Origin of the sequence: Rhodococcoides corynebacterioides (assembly GCF_019834675.1) — a bacterium.
GTDB classification, from domain to species: domain Bacteria; phylum Actinomycetota; class Actinomycetes; order Mycobacteriales; family Mycobacteriaceae; genus Rhodococcoides; species Rhodococcoides corynebacterioides_A.
Genome location: NZ_JABUBU010000003.1, coordinates 219284 through 241371, shown reverse-complemented (window position 1 = coordinate 241371; position 22088 = coordinate 219284). Strand labels below are relative to the sequence as shown.

Here is a 22088-nt window from a genome sequence, read left to right as displayed (position 1 = left end):
GTGACAGGTCACAGCACACGTCGCGCAGAACGGGGCGAGTGTTACGGACCGCACGGGGCGGCACGCGGCCCCGAGCAGAACGCGCGTCTCGGTGCGCGCGCAGACGGGATTCCGCTACGGAGCCCGTCCAGCCGCACACCCTGCTCACCGCAGGGAGCGTCACGGCAACCCCTGTAGCGCCTCCACCACGTCCGCGGCCCCGGCCAACCCGTCCACCACCTCGACGACCCGTCTCGCATCGGCGACCCCGACCAGCCCGGCGATCTTGGCGACGACGGCGTCTCGGTCGAGCGGGAAGTGGTCGCTGTCGCCGACGGGGTTGGGTGCGCCGGCGGCCAGCACCTCCCCGGACCGCACCGTCAATTCCACCTCGACGGCCCGGCGGTCGGGGAGCAGCGCGGTCAGGTGGTCGGCCACCTCGACCTCGACCCGGTCCACCACCGCCGTCGCGCGAGCGAACGTCGCACCGTCGGGATCGAGGGTGTCCACGCCGATCTCGTCGGCGACCAGCGCTGCGGCGACGACGACGGGCAGCGAGAACATGGCCTGCAGACGGGTCGTCGGGGTGCGCCCGAACAGCGGCTCGGCCAGTCCGTGGATGCGCACCCGGACCGCGGTGACGTCGTCGGCGGACAGCTCGTGCTCGCGGCGGAGGTGCTGGACGACGTCGACGGCGGCGTGGGTGTAGGAACAGCTGGCGTGCCGTTTGGCGTAGCCCCGGTCGACGGAGAGCACGCCCGGTTCGACGGCGAGGCGGTCGGCGTGCAGTGTCCCCACCACCCCGCCGAGCGTGGACGACGCGATGCCGACGTTGTCCACCAGTCCGGCCTCCGCCAGGCGTGCGGCGTCGAGGCCGGAGCGAACGGCGGTGCCCATCCACAGGTTTCGGCCGAAGTGCCCCTGCAGCACCACCTCCCACGGCGCGATCGAGACGAGGGAGGTCGACGCGTCCACCGCGGCGGCCGTGCGCTCGGCGCTCAGACCCCACACCACGGCGGCGGCCATGGCGGCACCGGTGGCGCCCCAGTGGCCGTGGGTGTGCCAGCGCGGGTCGCGGGCGAGGGCGTGGCCGAACCGGGTGGCCACCTCGTAGCCCGCGACGACGGCGGTGAGGAACGCGGCGCCCGTGACCGGTCCGTCGGCGAGACGCGCGGCGGCGACGGCGGCGGGGACGACGTGCGCGGCGGGGTGGCCGGCGGCGTACTTGTTGCCCTCGTCGAGTTCGAAGCAGCACGACGCCACGGCGTCGAGCAGCGCAACGGTGTCGGCATCTCCGGTGGCGGCGCCCCCGACGGTGCGCCACGGCCCCGAGTCACGACGACGGGAGGCCATCAGGGCGGCGACCTCGCTCGTGCGAGAGCCGGCGAGGCCGACTCCCCAGAGGTCGACGAGCACGGTCTCGACGCGGGACGGCCCGCGGGCCTCGGCGGCGGTCAGGGCGTCCGCGACCAATCGGTCGACGGCTTGTCGACTACGTTCCGCTGAGCGAAACGTCTCGCTGTGGGTCATGAATGCAGTGAACGCCGCCGATCAACCGTGGTCAACCACCCGACAGGCGCACTGCATTCCTGCTAGCGTCGACGCGACACCGACGCGAACGCATGGACAACGCATACGCAGTTCGCTCAGCGGAACGACACACAGGAGACGGGCATGGCGGACAGACTTCTCGAGGCGGTCACGGCGGGAGTGCGGCACGTCGATCTCGGACGCCAGTTGCGCGTTGGCATGCCGCAGTCGCCGAATCATCCCCAGTTCTGGCACACCCTGCCGCGACGCCACGGCGACATGGTGCGCGCCGACGGCGGCAGCGCCGCGAACGACATGATCACCACCGGAACGCACGTCGGCACCCACATCGACGCGCTGGCGCACGTCTCCCAGGACGGGCGGCTGCACGGCGACGCCGACGCGACCGACTCCTGCATCGGCGGCAAGTACGTCGAGCACGGCGTACACACGATCGCTCCGATGGTGTGTCGCGGTGTGCTGCTGGACGTTCCGGCGACCCTCGGGGTGGAGCGGCTCGACGGCGGGTACGAGATCACGGTCGCCGACCTGGACGCGACGGTGGCTCGGCAGGGCGTCGCCATCGAACCGGGCGACGTCGTGTTGATCCGCAGTGGATGGTCGCAGCTGTTCGAGCAGGGCCAGCCCTACGTGGGCGGTCCGTCGGGTGTGCCCGGGGTGAGCGAGGCCGGTGCGACCTGGTTGGCCGAGCGCCGCATTCACGCTGCGGGCGCGGACACGATCGCGTTCGAGCGACTGGCGCCCGGCAAGGGGCACGGCCTGCTCCCGGCCCACCGCGTCCTGTTGGTCGAGAGCGGGATCTACATCATCGAGGCCCTCGACCTCGAGCAGTTGGCCGCCGAGGCGATCCACGAATTCACGTTCGTCCTGGTGCCGCTCAACATCTTCGGCGCCACCGGCTCTCCCGTGCGTCCGCTCGCGGTGGTGTCCGCATGACCGACACGCTCGCCTACGCCCTCGCCCGGTTCGCCGACCGCACGTCGTACGACGACCTGCCGACCGACGTCGTCGACAGCGTGGGAGTCCGCGTGCTCGACACCCTCGGCATCGCCGTCGCCGCCACGCAACTCGACACGAGCGCGGCGGCGGTCGCCTGGGCGCGGGAGGAAGGCGGGACGCCGGTGGCGTCCGCCGTCGGCGTGCCGGAGAACCTGTCGCCGGCGTTGGCGGCGTTCGTCAACGGCGTTCTCGCGCACTCCCTCGATTTCGACGACACCCATCTGCCCTCCGTGCTCCACCCGAGCGCGAGCGTGATTCCGGCGGCGCTGGCCGCCGCGCAGCAGCACGGCGCGAACGGCCGAGACCTGGTGCGCGGCATCGCCCTCGGGCTCGAGGTGTGCGTGCGGCTGGGTATGGCCGGGTTCGATCCGGCCACCCGTAACTCCGTCTTCTTCGAGCACGGCCAGCACGCGACGTCGATCTGCGGGGCCATGGGCGGCGCGGTCGCCGCCGCCGTGATCGCGGGAGCGGACGCCGACCGGATCGTCGACACGCTGGGCATCGCCGCGTCGATGGCTGCCGGCATCATCGAGGCCAACCGCACGGGCGGCACCGTCAAACGGCTGCACTGTGGGTGGGCCGCGCACGCTGCGGTGTCCGCGGCGGGCCTCGCACGCCACGGCCTCACCGGGCCGCCGACCGTGCTGGAGGGCCGGTTCGGTTTCTTCCAGGCGTGGCTGCACGATGCGCCGCGGGCCGAGGAGATCACCGCGGGCCTGGGCGAGACCTGGGCCGCGCCGTCGTTGTTCGTCAAGCCCTACCCGGCCAACCATTTCACCCACGCGGCCGTCGACGCCGCCGCCGCGTTGCGTGCGCGGGGACTCGGCCCCGACGACATCACGCACCTCGAGCTCGGTGTCCCGGCCGCCAATCTGCGCACGATCGGCGAGCCCATCGAGGTCAAGCGCGCCCCCGAGACGGGCTACATGGCGCAGTTCTCCGGGCCCTACGCGGTGGCCGTCGGTCTGCTGGGCGGTGGGGGACTCGGCGCGTCGTTCGACGACTACTCGGACGAGAAGGCCACCTCCCCGGAGCGTCGGTCCATCATGGCGAAGGTCGACGTCGTCCCGAACAGCACCTGCGACAGCATCTTTCCGTACCAGTTCCCCGCGATTCTCACCGCGACGCTGCAGGACGGCTCGACCGTCGTCGAGGAGGTGCTCACCACGCGCGGCGGCCCCGAGCGTCCGCTGTCCTTCGACGAGGTGACGGCGAAGTTCACCGCGAACGTGGGCTCACTGCTCGATGCGGACACGGCGACGCAGTTCGCGGAGCGCTGCCGCGCCCTCGGCGAGTTGGACGACGCCGGGACGCTGCTCGCGCCGTTGCGGACGATCGTGGGGCGCTGAGGCGCTGAGGCGCGCCCCGTCAGGCCGGCAGGTGCGCGCGGGCGAGGAGTTCCCTCGCCCCGCGCACCACGGCCTCGTCGACGAAGCGGCCGTCGTCGTCCACGGTCGGCCCGCCCGCCGCACGGTCGAAGAGATCCACCAGGCGCCGGGCGCCGGCGAGTTGCTCGTCGGTCGGGGTGAGCGCGTCGTTGATCACCGACACCTGGCCGGGGTGCACCGCGGTGCGCGCGCGGAAGCCGAGCTCGACGAACGCCGCTGTGGTGCGGGCGAACTCGTCGAGGTCGCGGAAGTTCGTCGACGTGGGGGCGATGGGTGCCGCGAGACCCGCGGCCGCACAGCCGATCACGACGTCGAGACGTAGCGCGTCGACGACGTGCCGTGTCCCCGAGCTGCGCGTGATGCGCAGGTCGGCGAGCAGATCGACCTCCCCGATGCCGAAGGTGGCCACCCGCGGTACCGCCGCGACCCGGTCCAGTGCGCGCAGCGTGGCGGCGGTTTCGATGAGCCCCACCACGAGGGTGTCGGTACCGCGGTCGGTGATCTCGTCGACCGTGCGTTCCAGCGTGTCCTGCGAACACTTCGCGACGACGATGCCGGTGACCGACGGATGCACCGCGACGTCGAGGTCGGCGTCGAGGAAGTCGGGGCTCACGCGGACCCAGACTTGTGCCGTCGAGTCGTCGGTGCGGCCGTCGAGCCACGCCGCCACGTCACGGCGCGCGGTGTCCTTGTGCTGCAGGGGAACCGCATCCTCGAGATCGAGGATGATCGCGTCGGCGGGTCCGCTCGCGGCCTTGTCGAACAGGGCCGGCTTGACCGCCGGGACGTAGAGGAACGAGCGCGCGTCGATCACGCCGGGCCTGCCAGTCCGCGCGTGAGGTCCTCGGCCGCCGACACGACCAGCGCGGCGTGGGCGGCGTGATCGTCGTCGGCGGTGGAGGAGTAGCGGAACGCCGGGCCGGACGAGCTGACCGAGCCGATCACGTGGCCGGCCGAGTCGAAGAACGGAGCGGCGATGGACGCGGCGCCGGTGTTGCGCTCGTTGATCGAGGTGCCGTAACCCAGGGCGCGGATCTCGTCGAGGGAGGCCAGGAACGCGTCGAGGTCGGCGTCGGGCCGAGCGACCCGCAGTTCCTGGGTCGCCTCGACGACGAAGTGCTCGGGCAGGAAGGCGAGGATCGCGCGACTCGACGCGCCCGAGTGCAGCGGGTACTGCGGTCCGATCTCGACCACCATCTTGACCTCCTGCGGGCTCTCGTACTGGTCGAGATAGACACGTCGGTGACCGACCAGCACCGACAGGGTGGCGGTCTCGCGCGTGCGGTCGCGCAGGAGGCGCAGGACCGGCGCGGCCACGGTGCGCACGTCGAGTTGGCTCCAGGCCTTGGTGCCCAGGCCGATGGCGGCGGGCCCGAGGGAATAGGTGGTGTCGCCGTGGACCGGCTGGACGAGTGCTCGAGAGGAGAGCGACTGCAGAATGCGGTGCACGACGGCCTTGCTCAGCGACAGCCGACGGGCGAGTTCGGAGACGCCGAGCGGCGTGTCCGACTGCGCGAAGGCGATCAACACGTCGGCGACTCGATCGGCCGATTCGGTACCGGCGGACGGCTCGGTGGTCGCGATCGGGGGAGAGACGGGCATGATTTCAAACCTTCCACAGTCGGGCGCTGCAGGCGCGGCATCCCGTGGCAGGCGCGACGCACGCGCTGCCGACGGCCAGTGACCTGCGTTCCGCTGAGCGAACCATACTCGTAACAAGAAAGTCATGAAAAGACCTGTTCTCGCCCCAAAGCGCGTGCAATACTCGATCGCAGAGCGCAGTGGTCACCATCACGTGGTGCGCTGAGCGGAACACAGAGCCAGTCGCATGGCCTGTCGGTCACCTCGGACTCGACGCCCCCATCCGGGCGCGGAAGGCAGATCCCATCATGAGAAAAGTCGTAGGCGTTGTGGCAGCGGTCGCCCTCGTCGGCACCGCCGCGTGCGGATCGTCGTCCGGGTCGGACGGATCGGGACCGATCAAGATCGGCTCCGTGCACCCCACCACCGGCGCGCTCGCCGGCGTGGGCGGACTGATGAACGACGGCGCCGCGATGGCCGTCGAGGACATCAACGCGGCGGGCGGCATCTCCTCGCTCGACGGACGCACCCTCGAGCTGGTCTCCGGTGACAGCCAGGGCAAAGCCGAAGTGGGACAGAGCGAAGCGCAACGCCTGATCGACGACGGCGCGGTCGCGTTGGTCGGCACCTACCAGTCCGACGTCACGCAGAACGTCGCCTCGGTCGCCGAGCGCTCCCGCGTGCCGCTGGTCATCGACGTCGCCGTCGACGACAAGATCCTCGACCAGGGTTACCAGTACACGTTCCGCATCCAGCCCAACGCGTCGTCGATGGGAACGGACGGCGCCAAGGCGCTGGCCGCCATCGAGGAGCAGACCGGTCAGGCCATCGACCGCGTCTCCTACCTCCACATCGAAGGGTCGTTCGGCGACAGCGTCTTCGACGCCTTCGAGAAGGAAGCCGCGAACCAGGGCATCTCCTCGGTGCAGGAGATCACCTACCCGGCCACGAACTTCTCCGACGCCACCACCCAGGTGCGCGAGGCAGCCGTCTCCAACCCCGACGTCATCGTCGCCACGGGCTACTACCCGGACGGCCTGCTCATCGCCAACGCCGTGCAGCAGTTGAATGTGAACGTCAAGGGGCTCTACGGCATTGCCAACGGCGCCTTCGACGACAGCTCGTTCCCCGGCGCGGCCGGTCCCGCCGGTGAGGGCGTGCTGTCGGCCAACTACCACTTCGACGCCACCGACGATCGGGTCACCGACATCCGGTCGCGCTTCCAGGAGAAGTTCGGTCGTCCGATGGAGACCGCGGCCATGCTGTCCTACCAGGCGGTCGAGGTGATCGCCGCCGGCCTCGAGGACGGCGCCGACGCTGATCCGGAAGCATTGCGGGAGGCCATCTCCGGCGTCTCGATCGACGAGCCGCTGCTCGCGTTCTCCGGCCCCATCACGTTCGACGAGACCGGCCAGAACAGCAACGCCGCCGTCATCGTCATGCAGGTGCGCGACGGTGCGGTCACCCAGGTCTTCCCGGAGGAGTTCGCGCAGGAGCAGATCCAGTTCCCCACCGGCGGCGGACAGTGACCGTCGCCGCGGCGGACACCGATACCGCGACGACGGCGTCGCGCCGCAAGCTCGACCCCGGCATTCCGGTGGCCGGCGCCGTCGTGGTGATCCTCGCCGTCGTGTTCTTCGTCGGCGGCAAGGATCAGGGCCTGGTCGGCCAGGCCATCGTCTCCGGCCTGCTGCTCGGCGGCGTCTACGCGCTGATCTCGGTCGGCTTGACGCTGATCTTCGGCGTGCTCGGCATCGTGAACTTCGCGCAGGGCGCCATGCTGACGCTGGCGATGTACATCGTCTACGCGTTGTCGACGGCCGGTCTGCCGGTCTACGTGGCCACGATCCTCGCCGTCCCGGTGATGTTCCTGTTCGGCATGATCGTCCAGGCGACGTTGCTGACCAAGCTCACCATCGGCGGCAGTCACGAGGGGCCACTGCTGGTCACCCTCGGGTTGTCCCTGCTCATCATCAACGTCCTGCTCATGGTGTTCGGTGGTCGGCCGAAAGGTGTTGCGGCGCCGGTCGACGGCTCGCTCTCCATCCTCGGCACGGTCGCGTCCTGGCCGCGTGTGATCGCGTTCCTCGGTGCCGCCGTCGTGGCCGTCGCCCTGAAGGCCGTGCTCGACCGCACCAAGCTGGGACTGTCCATCCGCGCCGTGGCGTCGAACTCGGAGGGCGCCAAGCTCGTCGGGGTCGACATCGGCCGTGTCTACGCCCTGACCTTCGGTATCGGCGCCGCCTGCGTCGCCGTGGCCGGCGGACTGATGACCCCCTTCACCTCGCTGACCCCCTCGGTCGGTGAGCAGTTCACCATCCTCGCGTTCGTCATCGTCGTGCTCGGCGGTCTCGGCAGCATCGTCGGCGCGATGGTCGGCGGGTTGGTCATCGGCCTGGTGCAGACGGTCGGTGCGCTCTACCTGCCGGGTACCGGATCGCTGATCCTGGTCTTCGCAGTGTTCGTGATGGTGCTGTTCCTCAAGCCCGAAGGTCTGTACGGAGGACGTCGATGACCACCACCGCACCCACCGCGGCGTCGGCCACCACGGCGGACCCGCGACTGAAGGACACCTGGCTGACCCGCCAGTTGCTCACGCTCGTCATCGGTTTCGTGGTCGTCGCGATGCTGCCGTTCCTGCTCGGCGAGCAGGCGCAGACCGTGGCCGTCCGGACGCTGATCTTCGCGATCATGGCCGTCGGCTGGAACATCATGAGTGGCTTCGGCGGCATGTTCAGCTTCGGTCACGCCGCGTTCTTCGGCATCGGCGCCTACACGGGGGCCTATCTGCTGGTCGAGCACGGCATCTCGCCCTGGCTGTCGATGATCGTCGCCGCCGTCGTCTCCGCGGCCGTCGGGACCACCATCGCGTACCTGTGTCTGCGGTACCGCCTGGCCGGCTCGTACTTCGCCCTCGCCACCTTCGCGTTCGCCCAGATGTTCCTGCTGCTCGTGCAGAACCTCGAGGTCTTCAACAAGACCGAGGGCTTCAATGTGCCCATCCTGCCGCGGGATTCGTGGTCGATGCTGCAGTTCGAGAAGGGCAGCGCCAACTACCTGTGGATCCCGCTGGTCATCCTCGCGCTGGCCGTCCTCGGCACCATCTTCTACGTCCGGTCGCGGGCAGGTCAGTACGTCCAGGCGATTCGCGACGACGCTACGGCCGCAGCGTCGTTGGGCATCGACACCATGAAGTACCGGCTCATCGCCGTCGCCGCCAGCTGCGCCCTCACCGCCGTCGCCGGGGTGTACTACGTGCAGTACTACTTCTTCGTCGGCCCGGAACAGGCCTTCGGCTCGGCGGTCTCGGTCGAGGCCATCGTGCCCGCCGTCATCGGTGGCATCGGCACCATCTGGGGCCCGGTGCTCGGCGCGGCCGTCATCGGTCCGCTGTCCGAGGTGATCAACGAGATCCTCCGCCGCCCGCCGGCGTTCCTCGAATTCCTGCAGGGCTCCATCGGTCTCGATGTCGCGGTGTACTCCGTGATCCTGATCCTCATCGTGATCTTCCTGCCGAAGGGCATCTTCGGCACCGTGCGAGAGAGGTGGCGCAAGTGAGCGTCCTCAGCGTCGAAGGGCTCAGCAAGTCCTTCTCCGGACTGCACGCGGTCCGCGACGTCGACCTCGACGTCGCCGATCGGGAGTTCCTCGGCATCATCGGCCCCAACGGCGCCGGCAAGACCACGCTGTTCTCGCTGCTGTCCGGCGAGCAGCCGCCCACGTCGGGACGGGTGATCTTCGACGGCACGGACATCACGGGCTGGCCGGCCGACCGCACCGCGCGCGCCGGCCTGGTCCGCACGTTCCAGCTGATGCGGCCGTTCGAGTCGATGACCGTGCTCGAGAACGTCACCATCGCCGCGCTGTCCGTGCGGAAGTCGCGCAAGGACGCCCGCCGGCACGCGCTCGAGGTGCTCGATCGGGTGCAACTGTCCGATCAGGTGGGTGGGGTCGTCTCGACGATGTCCACGGCCGGTCTCAAGCGACTCGAACTCGCCCGCGCCCTCGCGATGGAGCCGCGCGTCGTGCTGCTCGACGAGGTTCTCGCGGGGCTCGTTCCCGCCGAACGTGCTCCGATGATCGACCTGCTCCGCTCCCTGCACACCGCGGGACAGACCGTGCTCTTCGTCGAGCACATCATGGCGGCCGTGATGGCGCTGTCCGAACGACTCGTCGTCATGCACGAGGGTGCCGTGCTCACCTCCGGTGACCCGCGCACCGTCGTCGAGGATCCGCGCGTCGTCGAGGCCTACCTGGGTGAGGAGACCGCATGATGCTCGAGATCGACGATCTGCACGCCGGTTACCGCCGGCTCGAGATCCTGCACGGGGTCACCATGCACCTCGAGAAGAACGAGATCGTTTCGCTCATCGGGGCCAACGGCGCCGGCAAGACGACGACGCTGCGGGCGCTCTCGGGACTCGTGGCGCCGCATCGTGGTCGGGTGATGCTGGACGGCGAGGACATCTGCGGTCGGCGGGCCGATCGCATCGTGCGATCGGGCCTGGTGCACGTCGCCCAGGACCGTGCGCTGTTCGGCAGCCTGCCCGTCTCCGAGAACCTCGAGATGGGTGCCTACACCCGCAAGCGTGGTTCCACCAAGGAGTCGCTCGAGCGCGTGTACGAGCTCTTCCCGATCCTCGCGGAGCGGCGGAACCAGCGGGCGGACACCATGTCCGGCGGCCAGCAGCAGATGCTCGCCATCGGTCGGGCCATGATGTCCCAGCCTCGCGTGCTCACGCTCGACGAGCCGTCGGTGGGCCTCGCGCCCAAGCTCGCCGCCGAGGTGCTCGAGGCCATCGTGCGCATTCGCGACGACGGGGTCACCGTTCTCATCGTCGAACAGAACGCCGCGCAGGCCCTGGCCATCTCCGACCGCGCGTACGTCATCGAGAGCGGGTCGATCGTGCTCACGGGCACCGGAACCGAACTCGCCCACGACGATCGCGTCAAGTCCGCGTATCTCGGTATCTGACCACAGGAGCCCCTCGTGCGTTTGCTCGCTTTCACCCCCGTCCACGTCGACGACGCCGAACTGGCCCGTCGGCAGGCGCGGTACGACGCCCTGAGTCCCACCGGGCTCGTCGTCGATCTGCACGACCTCGGTCCCGACGCCCCGCGTGCCCTCGACACCGAGGGCGATGTCCGGGCGTCGGAGGACGCCGTCGCGGCCGCCTTCGCGGCGGCCGACCCCGCCGGGTACGACGGCTTCCTGCCGGACTGTGTTCTCGATCCCTGCGCCGAGCAGGCCGGGGACTTCGCGCGTCCGCTGTACGGGCTGACGCGGCTGACGGCGTCGTTCTACGCCTCGCAGGGACACCGCGTCGGGGCGTTGGCGCGCAACGACGCCATCGCCGCGGAACTCGATCGCCGCCTGGCCGGCTACGGCATCGCCGCCGAGCCGACGACGGTCATGAACCTGTCCTTCGACGACATCGCGGACTCGCACGCCTGGACCGCGGCCGTCGCTCGCTACGCGCCGTCCCTGACGTCCTCCGTCGCCATCAACGCCTGCTCGGCGGTGGACCTCGCCGAGCGGCGCACCGATCCCGTCGTGGTCGATCCCACGGCCACCGCGCTGCGCCTGCTGGCCCTGCGGGCCGACCTCGAGGTCGCGGCGTGAGCGAGCACGGCCCGGACCTGGTGGTCGCCGGTGCGGGCGGTGGCCTCGTCGGGGCGCTCCGCGCGGCGGAGCGGGGTCTCGACGTCGTGGTGGTCGAGGCGAGCGAACATGCCAAGCGCGGCAACAACACCGCGATGTCGACGGCGATGATCCCCGGCGCGGGGTCGCGCTGGCAGCGTGCGGCGGGCGTCGAGGACTCCCCGTCGCGGTTCGTCGACGACGTCGTGCGCAAGACCAAGGGCACCGCCGACGTCGGGCTGGCGACGGCACTCGCCGACGTCAGTGCGCCTCTCGTGGAGTGGATGGCCGATCACCTCGACATCCCGCTGTCGCTGGTCACCGATTTCGCGTACCCCGGTCATTCGGCGCTGCGCTGCCACACCGTCGAGGGCCGGCACGGCAGCGTGCTGCTCGATCACCTGACGCGCGCCGTCGCCGAGCACCCGAACATCGACGTCTACGCCCCCGCGCGGGTGACGGACGTGCGGACCGAGGACGGGCGCGTGAGTGCCGTCGTCGTGACGCTGCCCGACGGCACCACCGACGAGATCCCGACGCCGGCAGTCCTGTTGGCCACCAACGGGTACGGGGCGGACCGGTCGGCCGTCGCCGAGCACGCCCCCGAGATCGCGTCGGCGTTCTATCACGGCAGCGAGTACTCGACGGGTGACGGGCTCGCCATCGGCACGCGCCTCGGTGCCGAGGCCAGGTTCCTCGACGCCTATCAGGGACACGCGGCCCTGTCGAAGAAGGCGGCGACGCTGGTCGGCTGGGCGACGGTGATGCACGGCGGCGTCGTACTCGACACCACGGGTCACCGGTTCGGTGACGAGACCACCGGCTACTCGGAGTACGCCGCGCACCTCGCGGCCCGGCCGGGGTCGGAGGGCTGGCTGATCATCGACCGGGAGATCCACGATCGGTGCCTGGCGTTCACGGACTTCCGGCAGACCGTCGAGTCGGGCGCCGCGGTCTGGGCCGACGACGCCGTCGGCCTCGCTGCCGCCACCGGGCTGCCGGTCGACGCGGTCGTCGACGAGTTGGCCGCGGTCGGCCGCTACGCTCGCGGGGAGAGCTCGGATCCGTTCGGGCGCACGTCGTTCGAGCACGAGATGACCGGACCGTACGCGGCCGTCGCCATCGTGCCGGCGCTCTTCCACACCCAGGGTGGTCTGGTGGTCGACGGCCGGGCGCGCGTTCTGCGCACCGACGGTTCGCCCATCGACGGTCTCTTCGCCGCCGGCGGTGCCGCCATGGGCATCTCCGGTCACGGCGCCTCGGGTTACCTCGCGGGCAACGGCTTGTTGCCCGCCCTCGGATTGTCCTTCCTGGCCGCGGACGCTGCGGCCGATTCTCTCGATATGCAAAGGACCTCGTCATGACGACACTGCTCATCACCAACGCCCGCGTCGTTCGTCCCGGTGCGGACCACCCCGAGGAGGGCGAGTTCCTCGATCTGTTGATCGAGGACGGCAAGTTCACGCAGATCGCTGCCGGTATCGATCCGTCGGGGGCCGACACCGTCATCGATGCTGCGGGCAAGGTCGCCTTCCCCGGAGTGGTCGACGCACACCAGCACTGGGGCATCTACAACCCGCTGGGCGAGGACGCGGAGACCGAGTCGCGGGCCTGCGTGCAGGGCGGTGTCACCACCTCGCTGTCCTACATGCGCACCGGCCAGTACTACATGAACACCGGTGGGTCCTACGCGGACGTCTTCCCCACGGTGCTCGAGGCCACCGAGGGCCGTCCGTACGTCGACTACGCGTACCACCTCGCACCGATGTCGAAGGAGCACATCGGCGAGATCCCCTCGCTCATCACCGATCACGGTGTGACGTCGTTCAAGATCTTCATGTTCTACGGCAGCCACGGTCTGCACGGTCGGTCCACCGACCAGAGCGAGTTCCTCATGACCCCCGAGGGCGAGCGGTACGACCTGGCGCACTTCGAGTTCGTCATGCGCGGCATTCAGGCTGCCCGCGAACAGCTTCCGGAGATGGCGGACCACATCTCCCTCTCGCTGCACTGCGAGACCGCCGAGATCATGAGCGCCTACACCAAGATGGTGGAGGAGGAGGGCACGCTCACCGGCCTCGCCGCCTACAGCGCGTCGCGCCCGCCGCACTCGGAGGGCCTCGCCGTCACCATCGCGTCGTTCCTCGCCGACGAGACGCAGCTGCCGAACATCAACCTGCTCCACCTGTCCTCGCGTAAGGCGCTCACCGCCGCGATGCGGATGGCGAAAGCGTTCCCGCACGTGAACTTCCGGCGCGAGGTCACCATCGGGCACCTGCTCGCGGACATCGACACGGCCTACGGTCTCGGCGGCAAGGTCAACCCGCCGCTGCGTCCGCGCGAGGACGTCGAGGCCCTGTGGGAGCACCTCATCGCCGGCGACGTGGACTGGGTCGTCAGTGATCACGCCTGCTGCAAGGACGAGAAGAAGTTCGCGGAGGACCGTGGCGACATCTTCGCGGCCAAGTCCGGCTTCGGCGGCGCCGAGTACCTGCTGCCCGGTCTGGTCAGCGAGGGTCGCAAGCGCGGTCTGAGCTGGCGTCGTATCGCCGAGCTCACCTCGCTCAATCCGGCGGAGCGGTACGGACTTCCGGGCAAGGGCTCGATCGCCGTGGGCATGGACGCCGACCTCGCGCTCGTCGATCCCGACCACACCTGGACCGTGCGTCCGGAGGATTCCGAGTCCACCCAGGAGTACACGCCGTTCGAGGGCTTCGAGCTCGGCGCCAAGGTGACCGACACCTTCGTCCGCGGACAGCGGGTCCTGGCCGACGGCGCCGTCTCCGGCGCACCGGCCGGCCGCTACCTGCACCGGCCCTACAAGTGACGGGTCCGCTCGAGGGGATCCGCGTCCTCGACGTCTCGACCATCCTGGCCGGGCCGCTGGTCGCGCAGATCCTCGGGGACTTCGGTGCCGACGTCGTCAAGATCGAGCACCCCACCAAGCCGGACGGAATGCGCGGCCACGGCCTGGACAAGGACGGGCACCCGCTGTGGTGGACCATGGTCAGCCGCAACAAGCGTGGGCTGACCCTGAACCTCGGCAACCCGGACGGCGCCGAGGTGTTCAAGCGGCTCGTCGCCGACGTCGACGTGGTGGTCGAGAACTTCCGGCCGGGCACGTTCGAGCGGTGGGGGCTGGGGTACGACGTGCTGTCGGCCCTCAACCCCGGCCTGATTCTGTTGCGGGTCACCGGTTTCGGCCAGACCGGGCCGTACTCGACGCGGCCCGCGTTCGGCACCCTGGTGGAGTCGATGAGCGGGTTCGCCCACCTCACCGGTGAAGCCGACGGTCCGCCCACCCTGCCCGCCTTCGGTCTGGCCGATTCCCTCGCGGGCATCGCCGGATCGTCCGCGGTGTCGATGGCGCTGGTGCACCGGCACAAGACCGGTCGCGGTCAGGAGATCGACCTCGACCTGCTCAGCCCCATCATGACCGCGGTCGGGCCGGGCGTGATCTACGCCGACCAGCTCGGCATCGATCAGGAGCGCACCGGCAACCGGTCCAGCAACAACGCACCCCGCAATCTCTACCGCACCAAGGACGGTCACTGGTTGGCCATCTCCACCAGTGCGAACTCCATCGCCGAGCGCGTGCTGCGCCTCGTCGGGCACCCCGAGGTGCTCGACGAGCCGTGGTTCGCCACCGGCCGCCAACGGGCCGCGCACGCCGACCTGCTCGACGACTACGTCGGCGGGTGGATCGGGGAGCGCACTCGGGACGAGGTGATCGCGGCGTTCGAGGACGCGGGCGCCGCGGTCGCCCCGGTCTACAAACCGTCGGAACTGCTCGACGATCCTCAGGTCACCGCCATCGAGATGGTCACCACCGTCGAGGACGAGGACCTGGGACCCGTGCGCATGCAGAACGTCATGTGGCGCATGGGGGAGAGCCCCGGCAGCATCCGGCACACCGGACGCGCGCACGGGGCGGACACGGACGAGATTCTCGCCGAGTCCGGCTACTCCGCCGAGGAGATCGCTCGGCTCCGGGAGGTCGGGGCGGTCTGACCCCCGCCCCCGGCCGCGGTGGCCCCGCCCCCGGTGGCCCGGGTGTGCGGTGCGCAGCGCACGCCGGTCCGCGCAGGTTGCAACGTGCGCGGACCGAGGTGCGCTGCGCACCGTTGCCGTCGGACCGCCCTGGAGCATCCACCCGGCACACTGGTCACATGACCTCTGCCCAGACCATCGCTGACACCCTCGGACGCCGTCTCGCCTGGTGGGGAGGGGGCAGTGTGGTCGGCGGACTCGCACTCGCCGTGTCGAGCTCGGAACGCGTTCGCGCGTTCGGCCTGCAGAGTGCCGGGTGGGGCGCGATCGATCTGGCCATCGCCGGCATCGGGGCCACCCGCTCCAAGCCGGTGACCAGCCCGTCGCTGCGCCGCACTCTCTGGATCAACACCGCCCTCGACGTCGGCTACGTCGCGGGCGGTGCCCACCTCATGTACCACCGGCCGTCGTTCGGCGGTCGGCTCACCCGCGATCGGTCCTGGGGCCACGGTGCGGCCGTCGTCGTGCAAGGTGCGGCCCTGCTGCTGCTCGACGCGATGCATGCTCGGCAGCTCGAATCACACTGATGTAGTTCAAGATTCGCTCCACGCTGCGGTTGCGTACCGCTGCCTCCTCAGTAACACTCGTCACAACATTCACATGAGTAACACCACGACGGGTGGGTTCTGGGCATGCGCGCTATCGGTCGATCAGCCGTTCACGGGGCGATCCTGGCTCTCGCCGTCAGCGGTTTGAGCGCGGCGACGACGTCCGTCGCGTCGGCCGAGCCGTGCGGTGGCCGCATGGGACCGGGATCCTCGATGTTCGGCAGCTCGGGCGGCGGGGGCACCAATCCCCGTGGTCCGCAGGGCCCGTTGGCGCCCATCCGGTCGTCCAACACGCAATCCGTCGACTGGGTGACAGGGCCAGCCAGCGCGAACAGCACCTACGACCGCTTCGGCATCTCCGGAACCGATCTCGGCATCGCCTGGGACAACGGCGCCGGCCAGGTGCTCTACGCCTTCGGCGACACGTTCGGTAACTGCTCCGTGGGCGGCGGGCAATGGCGCAACAACGTCCTGCTGCGATCCGGTGACACCGCACTCGGCGACGGGATTTCCATTCCCGATGCCGTGCCGGGCAACACCGCGTCGGGTTCCGTCGTGACGCCCGACGCGCCGCGGTTCGCGCGCCAGATCGTCCCGACGCTCGGTCTGCCCGAGATCGAGGCAACCACCATTCCGACGGCGGCCATCGCCATCGACGGGGTGCAGTACCTGAACTACATGTCGGTGCAGTCGTGGGGCGCACCCGGCCGGTGGGTCACCAATTTCTCGGCCATCGCCACCTCGCGGGACAACGGTCAGACGTGGACCACCGACCCGCTGACCATCAGAGTGAACAAGGGGGTCACCATCCCCGGTGTCGCACAGGTCAACGAGGCCAACGGCCGATTCCAGATGAATGCCTACGCGAGGGGGAACGACGGCTGGCTCTACCAGTTCGGGACTCCGAACGGCCGTTTCGGCGCGGCATTTCTGGCGCGCGTCCGTCCGGCGGACATCCTGGACCTCACCAAGTACGAGTACTCGACGGGGAAGCCGGAGGCGCCCTGGTCGCCACGGGTCGAGGACTCGATCAAGGTGGTCCAGGAGCCCGTGTCGGAGATGAGCGTCGCGTGGAACGAGTATCTGCAGAAGTACGTGATGCTCTACGGCGACGAGACGCAGGGCTCCATCGTGGCCCGTACCGCCACGGAACCGCAGGGGCCGTGGAGCGCACCGCGCACGTTGCTCGGCCGGGGCGAGACCATCGGCGGGGTGTACGCGCCGTACATCCACCCGAGCTCGTTGGGTCGCGACCTGTACTTCACGGCGTCCCGCTGGTCGGACTACAACGTCATGTTGTTGCGCACCAACCTCGACGCCCTGCGCTGATCAGCGAGGTTCCGTCGATCGCAGCGATGCGGCGACGGCCTCGTCGGTCGCCGCATACTGCTCGCCCATGCGGCGGAACGTGTCGGCCAGCTTCGTGACGACGTCGATGTGGCCCTGCAGCGTCGAGGTGAGCGAACCCGACCCGCCCGAGGTGAGCTCCGTGTACTTCTGGTTCAGCGCGATGCCGGAGGGGAGTGTGCCGAAGCCGGAGATTTCCCCTCGCGAGTCGACTTCGGCATGAGCCTGTCGAACGCTGTGCGCAAACTTTGCGCATGCTCGAGCGCAGTGCTCTGCGGCACCGGGCGACAGTCTTATCTCATTCATGAGGTGCTTCTCTTTCAGAACGGCACAGTCGGGAGGAGAAGGCGAACAATTTGATCCAGGGGGGCGCAAAGATCGTCGATCGGCTCCCGCCCCGGACCGGCACGAACCTCGAATTCCGCCGAGCCGCTCCAGGCCTCCAACGCGATTGCGCACGTCGGTAGGCCGGCCGGCGAAGTGGCGCGGTAGCGAACCGCGGCATGATCGGCAACGACCACGCGATCGCCCAGAACCGAACTGGGTACTCTCACTTCGACGGGCTGAGCGAAGCTGTACGCCGTGAAGTCGAACCGCCTGTCGACATAAGTACAGAATGCTGCCACCCGGCGGCTGCCTTCGATCCGTTCGCCCGGTATCGATCCGTTCGGGTCGAGACCGGCTTCGGCGAGTGCCTCGGCGCGGATGCTGCACGGATCCCACAACTCTGCGACCGGCGTTCCCTCGACGCCCCCACCGCACGCGGCGAGGAGAACCGCGGCGACGCCGATCGCGCCGGCCGCCCGTGAGCGCGTGGTTGCCACTATCGACCGCCCGCGTACGACGGGTGCAGCGTGGCCGCAACAGCTTCGTCCGTCTCGACGTACTGCTCGCCCATTCGGCGAAAGGTGTCGGCCAGCTTGGTGGCAATCTCGATGTGGCCCTGCAACATCGCCGTGAGCGAGCCGGGTCCGCCCGACGTGAGCTCCGTGTACTTCGCGTTCAGCGCGACGCCGGAGGGGAGGGTGCCGAAGCCGGATACATTTCCGCGCCCCGCTACGTAGGCGCGGATTGCATTCAGCTCCTCGCTGAACGCGTCGCAAGTCGCAGCGCAACGGTTTGCGGCCTCGGGCGACACGTTCAGCTGATTCGACACGACTGCCTCACCATCTGGAGTAGCCGAGGAACGCCCCGGCGATTTCACGAGTTCTGGCACAGACTTCGCTGACCGGCGTTTTGTCCATGAGGTTCTCCGAAACGACGTATTGAACCGTTCCGTATGGGCGACCAGCGGAAACGAAGCATGATGGCGTTCGGTAGATCTCCGGAAGCAAGAACTGGATTGCCGGCTCGCCTGCGATCGAGGTGGGTTGCCGTTCGGTCGCGCGCGCGTCGGCGGCTACGTCATCGAAGGGAGTCGTGGTCGCGAAGACCGTCAGCATCGCCCGCTCCAACTTGAAGGTGCAGAACTTCCATTCGTTTTCGCCTTGCCGTTGTGTGGTGGCGTTGAGAGGCTCCGGGTCCGCGCCCGCATCGAGCAACACATCTGTAGGAAGACTGCACGGATCCCACAACTCCGCGACCGGCGTTCCCGTGACGCCCCCACCGCACGCGGCGACGATTAACGCGGCGACGCCAACGACGCCGGCCGTCCGTAGGTGCGTGACCGCCATTCACCGACCGCCTGTGTCCGACAGGTGCAGCGCTGCCGCAACCGCTTCGTCCGTCTCGACGTACTGGTCACCCATGCGGCGGAACGTGTCGGCCAGCTTGGTGGCGACGTCGATGTGGCCCTGCAGCGTCGAGGTGAGCGAGCCCGACCCGCCCGAGGTGAGCTCCGTGTACTTCTGTTTCAGCGCGATGCCGGAGGGGAGGGTGCCGAAGCCTCCAATGGATCCAGTGACCAGTACGTCGCTCCTGATCTGTGTCGCAGAAGCGGCAAAAGCGAGGCATGCCCGTTCACACGCCTCGGCCGCCGCGGGGGTTAAGCGCACCTCGGTCACGTACTCACCTCTCGGTCTCTGGGTAGAGGCCGCGTGCGACTTCGACGGCCGTATCGCAGACCCCCGCTGTGGGCGGCGAAATTCCCGATTCTGCGACTCGAAACTGGACGGAGCCCACCGGAAGTGCTGCGCTCACGTAACACGAAGGCAGCGGTGACGGTTCTGGCAAAACGAATTGAATGCCTGGTTCTCCGTTCAGGTCCACCGATCGGATGTCGAGTGCTCTGGGATCTTCGGAGACCGATTCGAATGGTGTCGTTGTTGCTATGACGGTAAGGACCGCCCAGTCGCGGGTGTACGAGCAAAATCGCCAGGTGTTGGATCCGTTCTGCACTTGCTGCGGCTCTGCGGCCCTGGGTTGCACACCGACTCTCGTCAACGCCTCCGCCGAAAGGCTGCACGGATCCCACAACTCCGCCACCGGCGTCCCCACGACACCCCCACCGCACCCGGCGACGACCGCGCACGCCAACCCCACCCCGACCGTTCTCACGACTCGTTGGACGCCCCCGGCCCTCGGGCGGTTCCCCCCAGACCCCATGTGATGTGTGTAACAGACGGTGACAGGGGGTACCACCCGAGCAAACCGACGTCTCATGGGGGGACACCGTGGCTTTCGATCTGACGCTCACCCAGGCCCAGCACGATCTGGCGGCGCGCACACACGACTTCGCGAAGAACGTCGTCCGGCCCGTCGCGCAGCACTACGACCAGCAGCAGGAGTTCCCGTGGCCTGTCCTGCAGGAGGCCGCGCGCGCGGGGTTCTACTCGCCGCTGTTCTACCGCGACCTCATCGGTGATCCGACGGGACTGTCGTTGCCGGTGTTCATGGAGGAGCTCTTCTGGGGCTGCGCCGGCATCGGCCTCGCGGTGGTCATGCCGGCCCTCGCGCTGTCGGCGATCGGCCAGGCCGCGACGCCCGAGCAGATGCTCGAATGGGCGCCGCAATGCTTCGGTACGCCCGACGACATCAAGCTGGCCGCCCTCGCCATCTCCGAACCGGAGGGCGGGAGCGACGTGCGGAACCTGCGCACGACGGCCCGGCAGGACGGCGACGACTGGGTCATCGACGGCCACAAGATGTGGATCGGCAACGGTGGCATCGCCGATGTCCACGTGGTCAACGCCAACGTCGACCCGGAACTCGGTCACAAGGGGCAGGCACTGTTCATCGTTCCCGGCGGCACCAAGGGCCTCGAGCTCGTCCGGAAGCTGGACAAGCTCGGCTGCCGGGCGTCGCACACGGCGGAGCTGAAGTTCGACGGTGTTCGGATCCCCAAGGCCAACCTGCTGGGCGGCGCGGACAAGCTCGAGCACAAGTTGGCCAAGGCACGGGAAGCGGAGAAGACGGGCATCCGCGGCCGGTCCGCCACGCTGGGTGCGCTCGAGCAGACGCGGCCGATGGTCGCCGCGCAGGCACTGGGCATCGCCCGCGCCTCCCTCGAGTACGCGACGCACTACGCCAACGAGCGCGAGGCGTTCGGTTCACCCATCATCGACAATCAGGGCATCGCGTTCCCGCTCGCGGATCTCGCGATGCGTATCGACGCCGCGCGCTTGCTGACGTGGCGGGCAAGTTGGATGGCGGCCAACAAGATCCACTTCGAGCGCGGCGAGGGCTCGATGTCCAAGCTGGCCGCGACGGAGGTGGCCGTGGCCGCCACCGAGCGCGCCATTCAGACCATGGGTGGGTGGGGATACATCACCGACCATCCGGTGGAGAAGTGGTACCGAGACGCCAAGCTGTACACCATCTTCGAGGGCACCAGCGAGATCCAGCGCGTCGTCATCAGCAACGCGATCGCGCAGCAGGACGGCGGCGCTCCGCTGCACGTCGACATGGATCCCGACGGCGGGCCGATCAACAAGGCGTTCGGCCGCGGCACCGAAACGCGCACCAAGGTCCTCAACAGGGCCATGGAGGCGAAGGACAAGGTGCCCGAGCCCGTGCTGCGCGGCGCCATGAAGCTGCTGCAGCCGCCCAGTCGAAAGTAGTTCTACCGCAGCCGATCCTGCACTGCTCGGACCACGTCCGCCCACACCTCGGCATCGGGGTCGACCACCGCGAAGTGCCCACCGGGCCCCTCGACGTGGTCGACCTCGTCCCCGGCCGTCCGGGCGGCGTCGACGTAATCGCGTCCGATGTCGTTCAGGTTCGGATCGTCCTCCGTCGCGCACGCGACGACGGTGGGCACCCCGAGGGGCAGACGCGCGCGTGGCGAGGCCGCCCCGTCGGCCTCGTCGATGACGTCGGCCGCGCCGTTCCCGAGCAACCGGGTACGGGCGACGTCGAGGTCGAGAACCCCGGCCAGGCTCACCACCACAGCCGGGGAGTGGTCGGCGGCCCAGCGCAAGGCCAGCTGACCACCGGCCGAATGCCCCAGGGCCACCACCGTGTCCGCGTCGATCACACCCATCGCCGCCTCGACGTCGGCGGTCGTCGTCGCCCACCCGTGCACCGCGGGTCGGCGGTACTCGATGTTCCAGGTGTCGAACCCGTGCGAGAGCAGGTCGATCGCGATCGCGTCGAGGGAGTCCAGCTCGTAGGCCTCGCGCCAGTACCCGCCGTGCACCAGGGCCGCGGCCGGGGCTCCCGCCCGTCCGCACCGGCGGACGTCCACCCGCTGCTCCCAGTGCTCGCCGTAGCGCACCACCTCGGCCGGATGCAGTCGGTGGTGGTAGACGCGGTCGACGGCATACCGCAGCCCGTCCAACCCGCGACGGCGGATGTGCGCGAACAGGTTCGGCGACCGGTCCGCCTCGGTGAGCCCGAGGTCCACCCGCACGACGCACCGCCCGTCGCCTCCGAGATCGACCGCGCCACCCGGCGACGCGAGTACCACCGCGTCGCCCACCGCCACCGACACGTCGTCGGTCACCACGACGTCCCCGGCCACGCCGCGGGCGTCGAGCGCCCGCTGCGCGAGGTCCGTCGCCGTGCGGACGTCGAGGACGGCGTCGGGATGCAGGAGAACGTCGATTCGGGTGTCGGCCATGGACC

At 69.3% G+C, this 22088-nt stretch carries 24 protein-coding genes; 14 read left to right on the top strand and 10 right to left on the bottom strand.

The window, feature by feature from the left end; genetic code table 11:
- Positions 1-159: 159 nt before the first annotated feature.
- Positions 160-1509 carry an MmgE/PrpD family protein gene (locus tag HQ603_RS07550; protein WP_222683912.1) on the bottom strand — a complete coding sequence of 450 codons (1350 nt, stop codon included), beginning with the start codon at positions 1507-1509 and terminating at the stop codon, positions 160-162.
- 144 nt (positions 1510-1653) lie between these two features.
- Here HQ603_RS07550 and HQ603_RS07545 point away from each other — a divergent pair, with 144 nt between their 5' ends.
- Both HQ603_RS07545 and HQ603_RS07540 read left to right on the top strand, forming a co-directional pair.
- Complete coding sequence (locus HQ603_RS07545) at positions 1654-2466, top strand: cyclase family protein (RefSeq protein WP_222683911.1); 813 nt, start codon at positions 1654-1656, stop codon at positions 2464-2466.
- A complete protein-coding gene (locus HQ603_RS07540) occupies positions 2463-3878 on the top strand; it encodes an MmgE/PrpD family protein (protein WP_222683910.1) in 1416 nt (471 codons plus the stop codon). The genes HQ603_RS07545 and HQ603_RS07540 overlap by 4 nt, the downstream gene beginning before the upstream one ends.
- 19 nt (positions 3879-3897) lie before the next feature.
- Here HQ603_RS07540 and HQ603_RS07535 read toward each other — a convergent pair whose 3' ends face one another.
- A complete protein-coding gene (locus HQ603_RS07535) occupies positions 3898-4731 on the bottom strand; it encodes an HpcH/HpaI aldolase/citrate lyase family protein (RefSeq protein WP_222683909.1) in 834 nt (277 codons plus the stop codon).
- A complete protein-coding gene (locus HQ603_RS07530) occupies positions 4728-5519 on the bottom strand; it encodes an IclR family transcriptional regulator (RefSeq protein WP_222683908.1) in 792 nt (263 codons plus the stop codon). Before HQ603_RS07530 ends, HQ603_RS07535 begins: the two co-directional genes overlap by 4 nt.
- Positions 5520-5806: 287 nt before the next feature.
- Here HQ603_RS07530 and HQ603_RS07525 point away from each other — a divergent pair, with 287 nt between their 5' ends.
- From HQ603_RS07525 to HQ603_RS07475, 11 genes are all read left to right on the top strand, one after another.
- Positions 5807-7027 carry an ABC transporter substrate-binding protein gene (locus HQ603_RS07525; RefSeq protein WP_222683907.1) on the top strand — a complete coding sequence of 407 codons (1221 nt, stop codon included), beginning with the start codon at positions 5807-5809 and terminating at the stop codon, positions 7025-7027.
- The gene (locus tag HQ603_RS07520) at positions 7024-8013 is read left to right on the top strand and encodes a branched-chain amino acid ABC transporter permease (RefSeq protein WP_222683906.1); all 990 of its coding nucleotides are present in this window, start codon (positions 7024-7026) and stop codon (positions 8011-8013) included. The genes HQ603_RS07525 and HQ603_RS07520 overlap by 4 nt, the downstream gene beginning before the upstream one ends.
- The gene (locus tag HQ603_RS07515) at positions 8010-9056 is read left to right on the top strand and encodes a branched-chain amino acid ABC transporter permease (protein ID WP_222683905.1); all 1047 of its coding nucleotides are present in this window, start codon (positions 8010-8012) and stop codon (positions 9054-9056) included. The genes HQ603_RS07520 and HQ603_RS07515 overlap by 4 nt, the downstream gene beginning before the upstream one ends.
- The gene (locus HQ603_RS07510) at positions 9053-9772 is read left to right on the top strand and encodes an ABC transporter ATP-binding protein (RefSeq protein ID WP_174552301.1); all 720 of its coding nucleotides are present in this window, start codon (positions 9053-9055) and stop codon (positions 9770-9772) included. Before HQ603_RS07515 ends, HQ603_RS07510 begins: the two co-directional genes overlap by 4 nt.
- Complete coding sequence (locus tag HQ603_RS07505; protein WP_222683904.1) at positions 9769-10473, top strand: ABC transporter ATP-binding protein; 705 nt, start codon at positions 9769-9771, stop codon at positions 10471-10473. The genes HQ603_RS07510 and HQ603_RS07505 overlap by 4 nt, the downstream gene beginning before the upstream one ends.
- Before the next feature lie 15 nt (positions 10474-10488).
- Positions 10489-11121, top strand: coding sequence for a hydantoin racemase (locus HQ603_RS07500; RefSeq protein ID WP_222683903.1), 633 nt, complete (start codon positions 10489-10491; stop codon positions 11119-11121).
- Positions 11118-12503, top strand: coding sequence for an FAD-dependent oxidoreductase (locus HQ603_RS07495; protein WP_222683902.1), 1386 nt, complete (start codon positions 11118-11120; stop codon positions 12501-12503). Before HQ603_RS07500 ends, HQ603_RS07495 begins: the two co-directional genes overlap by 4 nt.
- Positions 12500-13966 (top strand): dihydroorotase, encoded by a 1467-nt coding sequence (locus tag HQ603_RS07490; RefSeq protein WP_167323626.1) that lies wholly within the window; start codon positions 12500-12502, stop codon positions 13964-13966. Before HQ603_RS07495 ends, HQ603_RS07490 begins: the two co-directional genes overlap by 4 nt.
- Complete coding sequence (locus HQ603_RS07485; protein WP_222683901.1) at positions 13963-15150, top strand: CaiB/BaiF CoA transferase family protein; 1188 nt, start codon at positions 13963-13965, stop codon at positions 15148-15150. The genes HQ603_RS07490 and HQ603_RS07485 overlap by 4 nt, the downstream gene beginning before the upstream one ends.
- Before the next feature lie 158 nt (positions 15151-15308).
- The gene (locus HQ603_RS07480) at positions 15309-15716 is read left to right on the top strand and encodes a DUF6992 family protein (protein WP_222683900.1); all 408 of its coding nucleotides are present in this window, start codon (positions 15309-15311) and stop codon (positions 15714-15716) included.
- Between the two features lie 105 nt (positions 15717-15821).
- Entirely contained in the window at positions 15822-17066 is a 1245-nt protein-coding gene (locus HQ603_RS07475; RefSeq protein WP_222683899.1) for a DUF4185 domain-containing protein, read from the top strand.
- Here the strand turns inward: HQ603_RS07475 and HQ603_RS07470 are convergent, their stop codons facing one another.
- From HQ603_RS07470 to HQ603_RS19215, 6 genes are read right to left on the bottom strand one after another with little or no spacing between them, the layout of a single operon-like run.
- Positions 17067-17390: a hypothetical protein gene (locus HQ603_RS07470; RefSeq protein WP_222683898.1), complete on the bottom strand. Its 324-nt coding sequence runs from the start codon at positions 17388-17390 to the stop codon at positions 17067-17069. It lies immediately after the preceding gene.
- 14 nt (positions 17391-17404) lie between these two features.
- Positions 17405-17908, bottom strand: a complete 504-nt coding sequence (locus HQ603_RS07465) for a DUF3558 domain-containing protein (protein ID WP_222683897.1) — start codon at positions 17906-17908, stop codon at positions 17405-17407.
- Positions 17908-18240, bottom strand: a complete 333-nt coding sequence (locus HQ603_RS07460; RefSeq protein ID WP_222683896.1) for a hypothetical protein — start codon at positions 18238-18240, stop codon at positions 17908-17910. Before HQ603_RS07460 ends, HQ603_RS07465 begins: the two co-directional genes overlap by 1 nt.
- Before the next feature lie 7 nt (positions 18241-18247).
- Complete coding sequence (locus HQ603_RS07455; RefSeq protein ID WP_222683895.1) at positions 18248-18757, bottom strand: DUF3558 family protein; 510 nt, start codon at positions 18755-18757, stop codon at positions 18248-18250.
- Positions 18758-19087: a hypothetical protein gene (locus HQ603_RS07450; protein ID WP_222683894.1), complete on the bottom strand. Its 330-nt coding sequence runs from the start codon at positions 19085-19087 to the stop codon at positions 18758-18760.
- Between the two features lie 4 nt (positions 19088-19091).
- Positions 19092-19628 (bottom strand): DUF3558 family protein, encoded by a 537-nt coding sequence (locus tag HQ603_RS19215; protein ID WP_371831022.1) that lies wholly within the window; start codon positions 19626-19628, stop codon positions 19092-19094.
- Between the two features lie 68 nt (positions 19629-19696).
- Between HQ603_RS19215 and HQ603_RS07445 the strand changes: the two genes are divergently transcribed.
- A complete protein-coding gene (locus tag HQ603_RS07445; protein WP_222683893.1) occupies positions 19697-21082 on the top strand; it encodes an acyl-CoA dehydrogenase family protein in 1386 nt (461 codons plus the stop codon).
- Between the two features lie 2 nt (positions 21083-21084).
- Here the strand turns inward: HQ603_RS07445 and HQ603_RS07440 are convergent, their stop codons facing one another.
- Complete coding sequence (locus HQ603_RS07440) at positions 21085-22083, bottom strand: alpha/beta hydrolase (RefSeq protein WP_222683892.1); 999 nt, start codon at positions 22081-22083, stop codon at positions 21085-21087.
- Positions 22084-22088: the final 5 nt, after the last annotated feature.